The organism is Devosia sp., assembly GCF_017307565.1.
Lineage (GTDB): Bacteria > Pseudomonadota > Alphaproteobacteria > Rhizobiales > Devosiaceae > Devosia.
In genome coordinates, this window is the sequence record NZ_JAFKHD010000363.1 from 1 (window position 1) to 16,180 (window position 16,180).

General features: G+C 64.4%; 10 protein-coding genes. 3 read left to right on the forward strand and 7 right to left on the reverse strand.

All coding sequences use genetic code 11. From position 1 onward, the window contains the following. From J0I64_RS15110 to J0I64_RS15120, 3 genes are all read right to left on the reverse strand, one after another. The coding region (locus J0I64_RS15110) for an ABC transporter transmembrane domain-containing protein (RefSeq protein ID WP_291409698.1) at positions 1 to 1,581 on the reverse strand (1,581 nt) is incomplete at its 3' end. 11 nt (positions 1,582 to 1,592) lie between these two features. Next, positions 1,593 to 1,904: a hypothetical protein gene (locus J0I64_RS15115; RefSeq protein WP_291409700.1), complete on the reverse strand. Its 312-nt coding sequence runs from the start codon at positions 1,902 to 1,904 to the stop codon at positions 1,593 to 1,595. A gap of 25 nt (positions 1,905 to 1,929) precedes the next feature. After that, positions 1,930 to 7,326: a DUF4082 domain-containing protein gene (locus J0I64_RS15120; protein WP_291409702.1), complete on the reverse strand. Its 5,397-nt coding sequence runs from the start codon at positions 7,324 to 7,326 to the stop codon at positions 1,930 to 1,932. 469 nt (positions 7,327 to 7,795) lie between these two features. Between J0I64_RS15120 and J0I64_RS15125 the strand changes: the two genes are divergently transcribed. Next, on the forward strand, positions 7,796 to 9,130 hold the full coding sequence (locus J0I64_RS15125) for an O-antigen ligase domain-containing protein (RefSeq protein ID WP_291409704.1): 1,335 nt from the start codon (positions 7,796 to 7,798) through the stop codon (positions 9,128 to 9,130). Here J0I64_RS15125 and J0I64_RS15130 read toward each other — a convergent pair. Genes J0I64_RS15130 through J0I64_RS15140 form a run of 3 tightly spaced genes read right to left on the reverse strand, consistent with a single transcriptional unit; the run spans position 9,038 to position 13,319 of the window. Further along, positions 9,038 to 10,024, reverse strand: coding sequence for a glycosyltransferase (locus J0I64_RS15130; RefSeq protein ID WP_291409706.1), 987 nt, complete (start codon positions 10,022 to 10,024; stop codon positions 9,038 to 9,040). The genes J0I64_RS15125 and J0I64_RS15130 overlap by 93 nt on opposite strands. After that, positions 10,021 to 12,354 carry a glycosyltransferase gene (locus J0I64_RS15135; RefSeq protein ID WP_291409708.1) on the reverse strand — a complete coding sequence of 778 codons (2,334 nt, stop codon included), beginning with the start codon at positions 12,352 to 12,354 and terminating at the stop codon, positions 10,021 to 10,023. Before J0I64_RS15135 ends, J0I64_RS15130 begins: the two co-directional genes overlap by 4 nt. Beyond that, the gene (locus J0I64_RS15140; protein WP_291409710.1) at positions 12,351 to 13,319 is read right to left on the reverse strand and encodes a glycosyltransferase family 2 protein; all 969 of its coding nucleotides are present in this window, start codon (positions 13,317 to 13,319) and stop codon (positions 12,351 to 12,353) included. Before J0I64_RS15140 ends, J0I64_RS15135 begins: the two co-directional genes overlap by 4 nt. Before the next feature lie 239 nt (positions 13,320 to 13,558). On the opposite strand from J0I64_RS15140, the gene J0I64_RS15145 reads away from it, so the two are divergent. After that, a complete protein-coding gene (locus J0I64_RS15145) occupies positions 13,559 to 14,383 on the forward strand; it encodes a WecB/TagA/CpsF family glycosyltransferase (RefSeq protein ID WP_291409712.1) in 825 nt (274 codons plus the stop codon). Between the two features lie 17 nt (positions 14,384 to 14,400). Beyond that, complete coding sequence (wecC, locus tag J0I64_RS15150) at positions 14,401 to 15,660, forward strand: UDP-N-acetyl-D-mannosamine dehydrogenase (RefSeq protein WP_291409714.1); 1,260 nt, start codon at positions 14,401 to 14,403, stop codon at positions 15,658 to 15,660. Here wecC and J0I64_RS15155 read toward each other — a convergent pair. Then, positions 15,633 to 16,180 (reverse strand): UDP-N-acetylglucosamine 2-epimerase (locus tag J0I64_RS15155; RefSeq protein ID WP_291409716.1); only part of this gene is annotated, 548 nt, incomplete at its 5' end. The genes wecC and J0I64_RS15155 overlap by 28 nt on opposite strands.

Here is a 16,180-nt window from a genome sequence, read left to right on the forward strand (position 1 = left end):
CACAGGATAAAGCCCCTGGATCAGCCGGGTGACCGTGCTCTTGCCCGAGCCGCTCCGCCCGACGACGCCATAAACGCTGCCGGCCGGGATTTCAAAAGAGAGGTCATTGAGCGCGAAGGCATCTTCCTGCCGGTAGCGGAAGTTGATGTTTTCGAACTGGATGCCGCCGGCGAGATCTGGGCGTAGGCCCTCGGTCCGGCCCGAGCGCCCCACCTTCTCATTCATCACCTCGCCCAGCATGCGCAACGAGAGAGCCACTTCCTGGTATTCGTGGACCATGGTGACGATCTGCACCAGCGGCCCGGATACGCGGCCGGCGAGCATGTTGAAAGCAATCAGCGCGCCAACGGTCATGGCGCCATCGAAGACCTGCAGGGCGCCGAAGCCGATAATGGCGACGCTCATCAGCTTTTCGAGAAGGCCCGTGACCGCCTGCGCCGAGACCGAAATCGTCTCGACCTTGAAGCGGGTATTGATGGTCTGGGCGGAACGATCGTCCCAGATGCGACGCTGCAACGGCTCCATGGCGAGCGATTTCAGCGTCCGCACGCCGTGGACAGTCTCGACCAGTATGCCCTGCCGCGCGCCTTCGGCGGCATAGAGCGCCGCGAGCCGCTTGCGGAACGGCACGACCAGCATTGCGACGACGAGGCCGATAAGCGCACTGAACCCGAGGACGATCAGCGCCAGGGTCCAGCTGTAGAACAGCAGCACCGGCACAAAAACCAGAAGCGAAAGCGCGTCGAGAAGCGTCAGGAACAGCCGGCCTGTGAGGAATTCGCGGATGCGGCTGGATTGCTGCATGTGCTTGACCAGCACGCCGGCCGAGGACTTTTCGAAGAAGGTGATCGGCAGGTCGAGCAGATGCCTGAAAGTCCGCGTCGACACGCGGATATCGATGCGATTGGTGGCGTATATCAGCAGGTATCGCCGCAGGAACACGAACACTGCCTCAAAGATCAGCGCCACGGCGACGCCGCCCGCCAGCACATAGAGCGTGGCATAACTCTGGTGCACCAGCACCTTGTCGATCACCAGCTGGAAGAACAGCGGGGTGGCAAGGCCGAGGGCGTAGAGAAACAATGCCGCGACGGCAACGTCGGCGAAGAGGCGCTTCTGCTGCAGGATTTCGGGAATGAACCAGCGGAAGCCGAACGGCTGCTCGGGATCGGCTATGCGATAGCTGCGCTTGGTCAGCAGCAGCTCGCCCTTCCAGTGCTTGGCGAACTGTTCGAGCGGCAGCGCAATGGTGCTGAAGCCCTCGGCCAGCGGGTCATAGAGCCGAACGATACTGGCGCCCTGCTCGTCGCGCTCGACGCCCAGCACGCTGACCCAATTGCCATTCGTCAGGCGCGCCAGGGCGGGATAGGCCGTGCCGAGCCGGCCGATCGCCTTGGGTTTGATGCGCGTGCGACGGGCCTGCAGGCCCGCCTCGCGCGCCATGCGCAACATCAGTTCGAAGCCAACGCCCTCACGGGCAATGGCATATTCGGCAACAAGACGATCCGCGCTCGTATCCAGCCCATGATGACGAAGGGTGGCGGCGAGGCAGTCGGGGCCAGTATGGATTGTTTCGCGCATGGCGGAGCCGGTTATTGGAAGTTCGGCGATCCATTTTGACGTGCGCCGTTGCCGTTCGGCTTGGGCGCGGCAGCGGCGGCAGCGACATCCTCGGGCTCATTGCGCCGGATCGCGCCGGCCTCGATGAGCCCATTCATCGCTTTCTGCAGGACGTCAAAACTATTGGCAAAACCTTCAAGCGACATGACCACCCGCTGCCTGTGCTCGGGCACGTGCTGGCCGTTGTCATCGCGCATGGTGGGCGACAGGCTCACCAGGTCGATGCGCACGATGGTGCCAGTGACCGTGATTTCCCCGATGGCGTCGGCATAGACTTCCTGCATGGTACTAACTCTCTTTGGCGCCGCCTCAGGAGGCGAGCGAGGCGTTGAAGATGACGTCGACGTGGTAATTGGTGGCGTTGTAGCTGTTGGTGGGGAAAGCACTGGCCCCGCCATAGGCATAGAGCCCGTTGCCACCGCTCGAGCCGCTGGACGGTGCGGTCAGCGGACCCGAGGTGACAGGCGAGGCGAAACCATTGGCCGTGGCCGAGTAGTAGCCGTTGCTGTGGTAGGAGACGACGTAGTTGGCGCCCGCCGTGACGGAGATCGGCGTCGCAAAAGTCGCCGTCTGCCAGCCGCTCGCGGTTTCGTTCTGGAACGTCACCGTGCCCAGCTGAGCGCCGGTTGAGCTCCACAAGGTCCCGGTATGGGTGCCGGTATTCTGAGGCCCCTTGTAGAAGCGGATGCCGGTGATCGTGCCGTTCTGCGAGGTGGTGAACCGCATGCCCAGTTCGACCGAGTTCGGATCGTTGACCGTAGTCGTCGCCGGGGTGGAGGTGGGCGAAAAGAGCGAGGTGCTGGCGACGGGCGCGGTGACCGTCAGCGAGACATTGGCCGACGACGTGCCGCCCCTGCCATCGGAGATGGCATAGTTGAAGCTCGCAGCGCCCGTATAACCGGCATTGGGCGTGAACGTCACGGTCTTGGCGACCGCGTCATAGGCCACGGCGCCATTGCTGGCCCCGCTGACGCCGGTGACCGACAGGGCGTCGCCATTGGCGTCAGTGTCGTTGGCGAGCAGCGCCGAGGCGGCGATCTTGAGCGGGGTATCGCGCTGGACCGAAAAGCCGGAGTCGGCATTGGCGACCGGCGCGACATTGGCGGATCCCTGGTAGTAGACGTCGACCCAATAATTGGTGGCGTTGTAGGAGCCGGTCGGGAACAGCGTGCTCGCGCCATAGGCGAAAACGCCGTTACCGTTGCCATTGACGCTTTGCGGGGCGGTTAGCGCATCATTGGTGGTGGGCCCGGCGGCGAAATAGCCCCCGGTGGCGGAATAGTAGCCGTTTGGCGCGTGGTAGGAGACCACATAGGTCGTGCCCGAGGTGACGGCGATCGGATTGGCGAAGGTCGCCGACTGCCAACCGCTGGCGCTTTCATTGGTGAAGGTCACCGTGCCCAATTGGGTACCGGTGCTGGTCCAGAGCGTACCGGTATGAGTGCCGGTATTCTGTGCGCTCTTGTAGAAGCGCATGCCGGTGATCGTGCCATTGGACGCCACCGTGAACTTCATGCCCAATTCGACCGAATTGGCGTCATTGACGCTGACGGTGGCCGGGGTGGCGTTGGCGGCAAAGAGCGTCGTGCCGGAGCTGGCCGGCGTCACGGTCAGCGAGGCAGTGGCCGAAGCCGTGCCGCCCCGGCCGTCGCTGATGGCATAGATGAAGCTGGCGGCGCCGGAATAGCCGGTATTGGGGGTAAAGGTGACCATATTGGTCTGGGCGTTGAAGGCCACCGTGCCGTTGAGAGCGCCGCTGACGCCGGTGATGCTGAGCGGATCGCCATCGGGATCGCTGTCATTGAGCAGCAGCGCCGAGGCCGCGATCTGCAAGGCGACATTCTGCTGGGTCGTATAGCCGGTATCGTTCGCGGCGACCGGCGACTGATTGGTCGTCGAGGCCGAACTCATCACCACGTCGACCCAGTAATTGGTGTTGTTGAAGCTGCTCGTCGGCATGGCGCTGACATTGCCATAGCTGAAGACGCCATTGCCGGTTGCCGGCGCCCGCAGGAGGCCGTTGACCTTGTCGGTAACGAAATAATTGGGCGTCGACGCATAGCGGCCATTGCTGAGATAGCTCGCGACATAGGTCGTGCCAGCCGTGATCTGCACCGGGGTGTTGAAGCTGACGGTCTGCCAGCCGCTTGCGGTTTCATTGGCAAAGGTGGCGCTGGCGAGCAGAGTGCCCGTGCTGCTCCAGAGCGAGCCGACATGGGTGCCGGTATCGCTGGCGCTCTTGTAGTAGCGCATACCGGTAATGGTGCCGGAGGCCGAGGCGACGAACTGGACGCCCAGATTGACCCGCGAGGCGTCGCTGCTGGCAAGGTTGCTGGGTGTGTCACTGTTGTTGAACAGCGAATTGGTCGTGACGGAGGCGACGACCTCCATATTGACGAAGGCCGAGCCCGTGCCGCCGCGGCCGTCGGAAATGGAATAGCCGAAGGTGGCGTGGCCGAGATAGCCCGCATTGGGCGTGAAGGTCAGCGTCTGCTGCTGCGCGTTCATCACGACCGTGCCGCCCGATGCGGCGCCGGCACCGATAATGCTCAGGACGTCATTGTTGGGGTCGGTATCGTTGGCCAGCAGCTGGGCGAAGGTGAAGGTGATCGGGGTATTCCTCGTGACGAGGAAATTGTTGTCATTGGCCCCCACGGGTGGCGCATTGGGCGTTTCGGCGCCGCTGAACACCACATCCACCCAGTAATTGCTGCCGTTGGACTGGGTCGAGGGGAAGAGGTTCTGGTTGCCGTAGGTGAAGGAGCCATTGGTCGCCGTGAGCGCACCGCGCGTATGCGGCGTGGCAAAGTAATTGGTCGTCACGGCATAGCCGAGGGTACCAAAATAGCTCGCGACATAGGTCGTGCCGGCCGTGATCGAAATGGGATTGTCGAACAGCACCGTCTGCCAGCCACTGACGGACTCGTTCTTGAAGGTGGCGCTGGCAAGGAGCGTTCCGGTGGAGGTCCAGAGCGAGCCGATATGGTCCCCGGCATTGCCCACGCCCTTGTAGTAGCGCAGGCCCACAATGCTGCCCGACTGGGTGGAGGTGAAGGTGACCCCCAGGGTTACCGGATTGCTGTCGGAACTGAAGGGAACGCTGGGCGTATCGGTTTGCAGGAACATCGTCCCCGCGCCGCCCTGGGCGACGTTGACCGTGACGCCCGCGCTGGGAGTTTCGAGATTGATGCTGTCATCCACCGCGCGCGAGAGGATGGTGTAGGTGCCCCCGACAAGCGGGGTCCAGCTATAGGTCCAGTTGTCGTAGCCGGTCGCCCGGCGCCAGCTGGTGCCGCCATCGACCGAGACTTCCACGACCGCGATGCGCCCGCCCCCGGCATCCACCGCCGTGCCGGTGATGGTGTAGGTATGGGCGGCCGAGAGGCTGCCGGTCGTGGTTGGCGAGGTGATGGTGGTCGTGGGCGCCGTGCGGTCGGTGCTCTGCGAGGCCACCGCCAGGCTCTGCATCAGCGTTGCCGGCTGCACACCCATTTCGGCAAAGAGGTTGATCATCGACTGCTGCACATTGCGGTCGACCGGGGTGGCTTCGTTGTCGTGGTGACTGTCTAGGCCCCAGGCCCAATAGACCGTGCCGGCGCCGAAAACGAGAGCGCCGCTGGGGGCGCGATAGAGCGTCAGGCTGTGCGAGGCCGTGCCCGGGCCAACCGCATTGCCATAGTCGAGCAGCTTGGTGGCGACATCGACGGTGGTTGAGGACAGCGGCACAAGGCCGGCCGGGCGGAAACCGTTATCGAGATCGGAATCCCACTCGTACCCCAAAAGGTTCTTGGTCAGCGTATAGACCTGCCCCGGCTGCAGGTCGGCGACCGCGGTATTGGTCCAGAAGCGCAGGCCGGACATGTCGTAGGGCACATTGATGGCGTCGAGCCGGTAGGAGTCGACGGTAAAGATCGTGCCCGTCAGCGCGTTTTCCGGCATGCCCGAGCCGAAGACCGGATCGCGCCAGGTAGAGGTGGTGCCGGCAGTGTCGGTATTGGCGTTGTCCCAGCGCTCCTTGTAGGAGACGAGGGTCTTGTAGGGCGTACCGCTGCCGTCGATGCTGGTTTCCCAGCGGGTCTGCCAATAGACCTCGTTGCCGCTCCAGAACGAGAGATTGACGCCGGCATCGCGCGCGGCCTCGACATTGGCCCGCTGTTCGGCCGACCAGTATTCGTCGTGTCCGACGGAGAGGAAGATCTTGCTGTTGAGGAGCTGGGCGGCGCTGCTGGCCGTGTCGATCCCCGAGATGTAGTTGACGTCATAGCCGTTCTGTTCGAGGAAGCGGATGGCCGGATATTCGACGCCGAAGACGAAATCCTGCGGCCCGGCGGCAAAACCGCCATCACGGGTGGTGATCGGCCGGTTGTAGCTCACTGCACTGGCGCGGCCGGCATGCCCGCCCACATCCACACCGCCATAAAAATTGTAGCCGCCCCACCAGTTATAGGCCTGCCAGGTGGTGTCCGAGGTCTGGAAGGTTATGTCGCTGGGCGCTTCGTCATCGCGCACGATGAAGGGAATGACGCTGGCGCCGCCCGAGCCGTCGAACCGGGTCAGGCGCGCGAAGTAGACGCCCGAAACCGCATCCTGCGGAATGGCCCATGAGGCCGTGACGGACCAATTGCCGGCGTCAACCAGCCGGCGGGTCGGGTCGAACAGCGGGGTCGGCTGGGTCTGCGCCGTGGTCAGGTTCTTGTTGATTGTGGCGACCTTACGGGCACCATCGCCGCCATAATAGCCCAGCCGGTAGATATCGATCCGGTAGTTGAGCGAGTCGGTGTTGATCTTGAAGTCGACGGTATTGCCGTGGTTGATCGTGAACTGCGCGGCAAAGCCTTCGATGGTGGGATCGCTGAGCCCGATCATCCACTCGCTTTCGGGCGTGCCCTGCTTGAGGTTTTCCAGCACGATCGCATTGGTCACGGTCAGCGACTGCGGCGCCGCAAATTCCGATTGCACGGCAAAACTCTGGGGCGCCACCGAGAGCTTTTCGGCGGCGCCAATGCTGTCCTCGGGCTGGAAAAGCAGCAGAGTGCGCTGGGCGTAGCCGGTCGGCCGGCCATTGGCCATTGTGGGGCCGCCGGTGCGCACCGAACACATGGTGCAGGCCCGTCCGGTGCAGGAGCCGCAGGGCGTGGTCGCCGCGGCCGCAGCCCAGCTGGCCCGCCAATCGGCCGTGGCATTGGACCCGACAATGGAAACGGTGCTTGTGCCCTGGTCCGCAGCCGGAATCGGCAGGACGGTGGTGGTCTCGTGCGTCGGCTCGGTGACCTTGTCGGGCGCAACTGCAGGGGCGGACGGGTTGGTCAAGATCTGGGTTGGCACACCGTGCAGCGGACCAGCAGGCGAGGTGGGAACGCTCGGCGAAAGCGGCACAGAAATGCCATGCCCGGACGGCGAAGGTACCAACAGAGACTGTGCCATCGAGGACAGGTCGAAGCCATTGAACGAGGCAGCGACCTTGGCCAGCCGGTTGGCGCTATAGAGCTGGGGATCGTCATAGCGCGCGGTCCAGGCGGCGCTAGCCGCGATCAGCTGGTCGGCAACGGAAGGCGACGGGGCGAGCCAGGCGGTGGTCTTGCCGCTGCGAAAACTGAAATTGGTGGCGGACCTGGTGGCACTGCGGTGCTTGGGCGCACGGGCGGGGGCGGCGACGGACAGAACCTGCGCGTCAGGCCTGCGTGCGGTGTTGCGATACGATTTCATGACGCCGTCCCCCTTCCAGATTCAGGTCAGGATTGCACAGAGGCTGGCTAGTCGAAATCAATCGAAAGATTGCAGACGGACTAGGACGGATTGAGGCTTAACCCATGAGGGCCCGTGTTTTTGCAGAGCGTAAGCCAATGTTGCATGCGGGCCGAGCAAGCAGCCGAGACCTGCTGAAATCCGGGTATCGAAGCGCACAAGAGAGCACTCGATCGAGCTGAACTTCGAGGCCCGAAAAGCAGTAATCGCCAGAACTGTTTAGCACGATCGAATTAGTGGCGGCCTGGCGTGTGCGGCGGACTAGCCCAAGGCCTCAATCTAGCTCCTTCTAGCAGGCGGACCCATTCTTTCGGACCGACTAGGCTCTGCCTGACATTTCGAGACCCGTTCCATGTCGGCTCCCGCCATCAGTCGCGACGCCCCTGCCCCGCCTGTACTCCGCCCGCCGCCACGCGGGCGCGTGCAGCGAATGGCACTCACCCCTCAAAAGCCAACGGCGCCACGCCTCCACTGGGCGGTGATGCTGTTGCTGGTGACCTGGCTCATACCGCTCGCGGTGTTTGTAGGGCCGGTGCGGTTGACGCCATACCGGCTTGCACTCCTGGTACTGTTCATCCCCTGCGTAACCTGGCTGTTGCAGGGGCGCGCCGGCCGCGTCCGGCTGCCCGATATCCTGCTTGTCCTGTTCGCCATCTGGACGGTGATCAGCCTCGTCGTCATCCACGGCCTTGAAGGCATCCAGACGGGCGGCATCCAGGTGCTCGAAACCCTCACGCCCTATTTTCTGGCGCGCTGCTGCATTCGCAATGCCGACGACTTCTATGCCTTCGCCAAGGTGCTAACCTGGATCGTGGCCGCCCTGCTGCCCTTTGCGATCTACGAGGCCACGTCGGGCCACAACCTCTATCTGGAGATCGCCTCGCATATCGGCTCCTCTATCGGCGTGACCGACAAGGATCCGCGCTGGGGCCTGCGTCGCGTGCAGCTGTTTTTCGAGCACCCGATCCTGATGGGTGTCTGTCTCGGCAGCGTCTTTGCCCTGACCAATATGGTGGTCGGCCGCCGGCTCTCCTTCACCCGGCGCTGGATGGCGAGCGGGGTCGTGTTTGTCACCGCGGCCTTGTCGTTGTCATCGGGTCCGCTCAGCGGGCTGGTGATGCAACTGGCGCTGATGACGTGGAATCGGGCCCTGGGCTGGCTGCGCGCCCGCTGGGCGCTGTTGCTGTCGCTGATCGGGCTCTTCGTGGTGGCCGTGGAACTCTTCGCCAAGCGCCCCCTGCCCAATATTCTCCTGTCCTTCGCCTTCGATCCGGACTCGGCCTTCTTCCGCATCGTCATCTGGACCTATGGCTCGCAGTCGGTTGCCAATCACCCCTGGTTCGGCGTCGGCATGGGGCGGTGGGACCATCCGTCGTGGATGGCGCCCAGCATCGACATGTTCTGGCTCTACAATGCCATTACCTATGGCCTGCCGGGTGGGCTGCTGATGGTTGCTTTCTTCCTTGCCGCTTGCGCGACGGTGGGCGCGACGCGCCACCTTACGCCGGTGCATTACGACTACCGCGCGGCCTATCTCATGGCCATGGCGTCGTTTTTCCTGACGGGCTGGATGGTGCATTTCTGGAACGGCACCTACGTGTTTTTCCTGCTGATGGTAGGCGCCGGCATGTGGCTGCGCGACGTGCCCGAAGCGCAGCCAAAGCCGGCCCGCCTACGCGCCGGAGCGGCGCAGCATCGGCGCCCACAGCGCCTGCTTGATCCCGAGCTTGAGCCAGTTGAGCGAGAAGCGCGCCGTCGGCGATAGCGACAGGCCATAGCGCTTGAACTGAGCGGCCGCGACCGGATCGCGGCGATTGAGCGCCATGCTGGCGTGGCGGAAAGCTTCTGCGGCAAGGCCATGGAGGCATTCCTGCTCGATGCGCCTCGATGGATCGAGCTTGGGCGCCGCCTCCACAAAGAACGCCCGGAACGCCTTTTCCCGGGCCAGGAGGTCGGCCATGCCGTCGTAAGCGATCGACATATTGTTTTCGTGGCGCCGGTAGACCGCCTGGTCGACGTCGATATAGCCAACCGATCCCTCGCCCGCGAGGCGGAGCCACATTTCCATGTCGCCGCTGTGGGGCAAGGTGCCGAGATAGCCGCCGACCTTTTGTTGCAGCGCCCGGCGGATCACCACGGTCGGCGTCAGGACGATGTTGCGCGGGCCCGACAGGCGGACGAATTCGAGCCCGGACAGAACGCGCGCGGCCCCGAGGTAACCCTCGGCGGGCGGCGCCAATGCGCCGGCGGCCGCCTGCCCTTCGACCCGGGCGGGCCCGAAGGTAAAGCCCACTTCGGGGTGTTTTTCCATGACGGCAGCAGCGCGGCCAAGCGCGCCGGGCAGCAGGTAATCATCGGCCGAGAGAAGCAGGAAATAGTCGCCCGTGGCCTGGTCGATGCCCTGGTTGAAGGTCGCAATATGGCCGGCATTTTTGACGTGGCGGATGAACTGCACGCGGTGATCCTCGCGCGCCAGCCGCTCGCCGATATCGGCCGTATTGTCCTTGGAGGCATCGTCGATGACGAGAACGCGCGGCTCTACACCCTCCTGCGACAGCACGCTGCGCACACAGGCTTCGAGAAAGCGTCCATAATTGTAGCAAGGCACCACCACGAAGACCGAGGGCAGGCCGCGCTGCCCCGTGCTGGCAATGGTCATGATGCCTCCGTCAGTTCCGGTTGGGACGTTGCGCTGGCCCGCAGGGCCTGCGCGTGGCCGCCAAGGGCGTGTTCCGGACGGAACCGGGCGAGCGATTCCGCGCGCAGGCTTTCGCGTCGGGCGCTCCACGCCTGCCGTGCCGCAACAACTTCATTCATGGCGGCGACGAGCGCGGCGCGATTGACCTGCGGGCTATAGAGCGTCTCGCCCAGCGTCTGCCAATTGACGGCGAGCGGATCGCCCAGCGGATTGGGCACCACGACGCCGCGGCTGCCATCGTCGCCGATCTGCTCGCGGGCGCCGCCGACGTCGCTGGAGATGACCGGCAGGCCGGCGGCCAGCGCCTCCATGGTCGCGAGCGACCAGCCTTCGAAATAGGAATTCATCACAAAGGCATCGGCTGCGGCGAGCAGCGCCCCGGACCACGGCGCGTGATCGCGCAGGTGAATGCGGTCGCGGCAATCGAGGCGCGCGCGCAGCTGCAGGAGCTGGTTCATGTGCAGCCGGTTGTCCGGGCGCCCGGCGATCAGCAGGTGGGCATCGGGATGCGCGGCGGCGACATCGGCAAAACTCTCGATCAGCGCATAGCCGTTCTTTTGCAGAGCATGGCGGGCGAAGGACACGAAGAGGAATTCATCCTTAAGGCCCAGCCAGGCTCGCGCTGCTTGCCGATCGACAGGGGCAACCCGGTCGGGGTCGACGCTATTGGGCACGGTGACGATGCGGGCGGGATCGAAGCCGCGATTACAGCGCAGATATTGCTGGCGCACCAGCTCGCTGACCGCGATCAGCTTGCTCTTGCGGCGGGCCCGGCGCGCCTCCTCGCTCCAGTCGGTATCGAAGAGATCGTGCATGCCATGCAGCGTTTCGACGAAGGGTACGCGAGCCTTGTCGGCGATATCGAGCCACCAGAGTGGCGGGCAATGAGCGCTGATGACATGCGGCCGCCAGCTTGAAACGAGGGCCGCGGCGCCATCGGGGTCGACGTCGTGAACCGAAATCCCCTGCTGCCGGAGGAGCGACGGCAAGCGCCCGCCGGCACCCCCGCCGACTGAGCTGCCGGTATGGGCCACGCGCGTCTCAAAACCCTGTTCGGGGAGGCGACGCGCGAGGAACGCGGCAACCTCGTCGGTGCCGCCGACATCGAGCACACCGGTGACGATGAGGCAGCGCAGCGGCGCCCGGTCATTGGCGGCCTGCGGCATCGGGGCCGGGCGCGGCGTCGCGGCGACGGCCTGCGGAGCAGTGGTGAGAGGGGCAGAGCCGACGAGTGGCTTGGTCCAGCCCTCCACGGCGACCTCCTCGGGCAAGGATTTTCCGAGCATGGCGCGGCCCAGCCGGCGCATCGCAGGTGGCACGAGCTTGGGGTTGCGATGGGCGTAAAGCGCCATTCGCCCCACCAGCGCCTTGGCCTGGGGTTTCAGGTCCACGCCATTCTTGATAATGCGGCCGGCTCGCCGCAGTAGGCTTTCGGCCAAAAGCAGGCTTGCCGAGGGATGAATGGAAAGGCTCTGGAGGAGGAACTTGCGGGCCTGACGCGGCTTGCCGGTCGCGGCCAGTGTTCGGGAAATGTCGAGCATGATGGCGGCGTGCTGCCGGGGATAGTTCTCCAGCAGCGCCCGGTTTTTGCGCAGGATGCGGACCGTGCCCATGCTCTGCTTGCGGCGATTGCCCGAAATGCTGTCGGCCGAGATGTAGCTCAGCATAACCGGGCGGTCGTCCTCGTGAATGCGGGTGAACTGGCTGATCCGCACGGCAAATTCCCAGTCCTCATTGGCCCGGGCGCAGGTATCGAACCAATCGGGACCGGGCAGCACGTCGCGCCGGAACAGCGAACAGGGCAGGCTCAGGCGATTGGCGAGGAGCATGGCACCCACCTGATCCTGACCACGCGGCCAGGTCGCCAGCGATGGCGCGACGCAGACCCGCTCGGAGCCGACGCGGAACTGAGCATCGCGGCCATAGATGATGCGATGGCTGGTGACGACGCCGATATCGGCAGGCAATTGCGCAAAGAGCGCCAGTTGCCGTTCGAGCTTACCCGGCAACCACAGATCGTCGCTGTCCTGAAAGGCGATGAACTGGCCCTTTGCCGCGGCGACGCCCGTATTGCGGGCAGCGGCGGCGCCGCCATTGCGGGCCCGGCGAATGTAGCGCAGCCGCGGATCAGTGATCGTATCAAGCACGGACTTGATGTCCTGCTTGGAACCATCGTCCACGACGATCAGCTCGAAGTCGGCGAACGACTGCGTCAAAACGCTGTTGATCGAGGCTCTGATCGTATCCTGCCTGTTGTAGCAGGGCAGGATCACCGAGACGGTTGGGGTCATGCGCCAACCACCTTGCCGAGTGACGGCCGCCGCATGCTGTGCTCGGGCGGTCGGCTCAGGGCGGCCTTGACGCCGGCCCAGTGCACGCGCGAACCACCCAGGCTACGCAGCAATTCCCCGGTCAGCACCGCAAGACGGAACATGGCCGTGGCGAACCTGGCATGGTGGCGGCCATAGTCGCGGATGCGGTTGCCGGTCAGGATTGCATAGAGCTTGGCATTGCGCTGATAGTCGCCGCCGATATGGACGATGTCGGTATCGGGCGCATAGGCGATGAAATAGCCGGCCTCGCGGACGCGGCGCTGATAGTCCACCTCTTCGCTATAAAGAAAGAAGCTCTCATCCCAAGCTCCGACGCGGATGCGCGCCTCGGCCGACACGGCGAGCGCCGCCCCGCTCGCCCAGTCGAAAAAGCCTGGTGCTTCATAGAACTGGGGATCGCAGATGCATTCGCCACGATCAAGGCGCGCGCCAAGCTTGGCGCCGAGCACGGCATCGGCCCAGGCGGTCCGCAGCGATGGTTCGCGGCGCAGCGAATGCACCAGCGTGCCGTCTTCATGGAGAATGCGCGGCACCACGACCCCGATATGGGCATGGCGCAACCGGGCGACGAGCCGCGCCACCGAACCGCGCGAGAGACGAATGTCTGGATTGAGGATCAGCACGTCGGCATAGCGAGACACCGTGGCGAGCGCGGCATTGATCCCGGCGGCATAGCCACCGTTCCAGCCGGTTTGCACAACGCGGGGTCGCGCCGGATGCGCCTTGGCGATGGCGACGCTCCTGTCGGCTGAGGCATTGTCGGCAATCACGACATCGACGTTTCCGACGCCTTCGAGGCCATCGGCCAGGGTATCGAGCAAACCGCCGATCGCGTCGCCGCTATTATAGGTGACGATGACGACCGCAAGGGACCGGGTCCGATCACTCGGCGCTGCCGGCAGTGGAAATTGATGGAGCGTCACAGTATCCCCCCGGGAGCATTGCCCGGTAGAAAACGCCGACGGGGAAAAGGTGTGAACTAGCAAGTTAAGGCTAAACCGAAGCCGATCTGCTTAGTCCCTACATAAAGATAATCATCGGCCCGCCAGGCGCGACGACAATTACATCACTAGTGTTCAGGACCCCATCCTGTTCGATTGATTGTTGCCCCAATGCCCGCCTCCTAGCCTCGCAGCCTCCCTCGTGGACCCTGGAGGCTTTGATGGCACTTGTGTGGGACGGTCTTTCTCGGTCGACGAAGGCGCAAGACCTGCCGCCTGAGCCCAGGCTGCTATTCGGGCTCAACGTCGATGGCCTGCGCATGGACGAAGCGGTCGATCGTTGCCGCGAGGCGCTGGAAACCCGTGAGCCGGTGCTGGTCGGCGTGCTGAACGCCGCCAAGATTGTCACGCTGCGGCATGACCCGATGCTCCGCGATGCCCTGCTCGATTGCAACATGCTGCTGGCCGATGGCCAGGCCGTGGTCTGGGCCAGCCGCCTGCTCGGCCGCCCCCTGCCCGAGCGTGTGGCCGGGATAGACCTCTTTGAGGAACTGCTCGCGCTGGCCCATCGGGACAATCGCTCGGTCTATCTTCTGGGCGCCCGCCCCGACGTGCTGGCCGCGCTGGAGCGCAAGATCGCCCAGCGCTGGCCGGGCCTGCGCCTCGCCGGCAGCCACCATGGCTATTTCGATGCGGCCGAGGCGGAGGATATCGCGCGCGATATCAAGACCGCCAAGGCCGACATGCTGTTCCTGGGTATGGCTTCGCCCAAGAAGGAAATCTTCCTCAATCGCTTCCGGCACGAACTCGGCGTTCCGATCCTTCACGGGGTCGGCGGTTCCTTCGACGTTTTAGCCGGCATCACCAAACGTGCCCCGCGCACCTGGCAACGCCTCGGGCTCGAATGGGCCTATCGGCTGCTGCAGGAGCCCGGCCGCATGTGGAAGCGCTACCTGGTCACCAATAGCGCCTTCATCGCCCTGACGGTGACCGAGGCAGTGCACCCCTCGCCGGCCTTCAAGCCCACCTCTTCCTCCACGCTCTGAACTACAGGAATCCAACGATGTTGAACGAAGTCTTCAGCGGCAAGCTGGCCGTGGTCGGCATGGGTTATATCGGCCTGCCGACAGCGACGGTGCTGGCCACACGCGGCGTGCAGGTAGCCGGCGTCGACGTCAATCCCAGGATTGTCGAAGCCATATCGAATGGCGAAACGCCTTTCATCGAGCCAGACCTCGCGGTGGCCGTCAGCGGCGCCGTGGCCATGGGGCGCCTGTCGATGTCCCGCGAAATGCCGGAGGCCGATGCCTTCATCATCGCGGTGCCCACCCCATTCAACGCCGACCACACGGCCGACCTCTCCTATGTGCAGGCCGCGGCCGAGGAAGTGGCGCGCAAGCTGCGGCCGGGCAATATCGTGGTGCTGGAATCGACCAGCCCTCCCGGAACCACCGACAAGGTCAGCCGCTGGATCGGCGCCATCCGGCCCGATCTCAAGATGCCCCATGTCGTGGGCGCCAGCGCCGACATCTATGTCGCCCACTGCCCCGAGCGGGTGCTGCCGGGCCGCATCATGATCGAAATGATCACCAACAACCGCGTCGTCGGGGGGCTCACCACCGCCTGCGCGATCAAGGCCGCCAGCATCTATCGCGTCTTCTCGCAGGGCGAAATCCTGCTGACCGATGCCGCCAGCGCCGAAATGGCCAAGCTCGTCGAAAACGCCTATCGCGACGTCAATATCGCCTTTGCCAATGAGCTTTCGCTGATCACCGAGTCCCTTCGGCTCGATGTGTGGGAGGTCATTCGCCTCGCTAACCAGCATCCGCGCGTCAATGTGCTCTCGCCCGGCCCCGGCGTCGGCGGCCACTGCATTCCGGTGGATCCCTGGTTCATCGTCGCGGCGGCACCTGATCTCGCCAAGCTCATCCGCACCGCTCGCGAAGTGAACGATAACAAGCCCCACCACGTCGCCGAACAGGTCATCGCCAAGGCCGGGCGCTTCGTTTCTCCCTCGATCGCGTGCCTGGGGCTGACCTTCAAGGCCAATGTGGACGATGTGCGCGAAAGCCCGGCGATCGAGGTGGTGAGCCTGATCGCCAAGGGTCTGCCTGATGTCGAAGTGATGGTCGCCGACCCCTATGTCGACGAACTGCCCGATACGCTGCGCAGCAACGCCAACCTTCGCCTCGTCAATGCCGGCGAGGCTGTGGATGTCGCTGACATCATCGTGTTGCTGGTCGAGCATGAAGCCTTCAAGGCCCTGCGCCACACCCGCCAGAACGGCAAGGTGGTTTACGACACCCGCGGCGCCTGGGCCTGAACACGGCTCGAGCCGGGCGCAAAATCCACCGGCCGGCTCGAATGCCCGAAGAAATGCTCGATGGACTGGACGCAACGATCCGACGCCTGGCCATCCCCGTAGGGGTTCACGGCCATAGCCATGGCGTCATAGGCCGCCCGATCCGTCAGCAGCTTTGTCACTTCCCGCACGATCAGGTCTTCATCGGTGCCCACGAGCTTGACGGTGCCTGATTTCACCGCCTCGGGGCGCTCGGTGGTTTCGCGCATGACGAGCACCGGCTTGCCAAGGCTCGGCGCCTCCTCCTGCACCCCCCCGCTATCGGTAAGAACGATGGTCGAGGCCTGCATGGCCCCCACGAAGTCGCTGTAGCCGAGCGGCTCGGTGATCAGCACATTGGGCAGGTGCTGCAATTCCGGCAGCAGGATTTCGCGCACCGCCGGATTGAGATGGGCGGGCAGCAGGAACTGCACATGGGCAAAGTCGCGGGCCAGCCGCGCCATGGCCTTGGCGGCGCGCGCCATCGGTTCGCCCCAGGACT

Bases quoted from the DNA above. Each gene is read 5' to 3' on its own strand.
- J0I64_RS15130 (WP_291409706.1), bottom strand. From the start codon at position 10,024: ATGACCATTGCCAGCACGGGGCAGCGCGGCCTGCCCTCGGTCTTCGTG.
- wecC (WP_291409714.1), top strand. From the start codon at position 14,401: ATGTTGAACGAAGTCTTCAGCGGCAAGCTGGCCGTGGTCGGCATGGGT.
- J0I64_RS15145 (WP_291409712.1), top strand. From the start codon at position 13,559: ATGGCACTTGTGTGGGACGGTCTTTCTCGGTCGACGAAGGCGCAAGAC.
- J0I64_RS15135 (WP_291409708.1), bottom strand. From the start codon at position 12,354: ATGACCCCAACCGTCTCGGTGATCCTGCCCTGCTACAACAGGCAGGAT.
- J0I64_RS15125 (WP_291409704.1), top strand. From the start codon at position 7,796: ATGGCACTCACCCCTCAAAAGCCAACGGCGCCACGCCTCCACTGGGCG.
- J0I64_RS15120 (WP_291409702.1), bottom strand. From the start codon at position 7,326: ATGAAATCGTATCGCAACACCGCACGCAGGCCTGACGCGCAGGTTCTG.
- J0I64_RS15115 (WP_291409700.1), bottom strand. From the start codon at position 1,904: ATGCAGGAAGTCTATGCCGACGCCATCGGGGAAATCACGGTCACTGGC.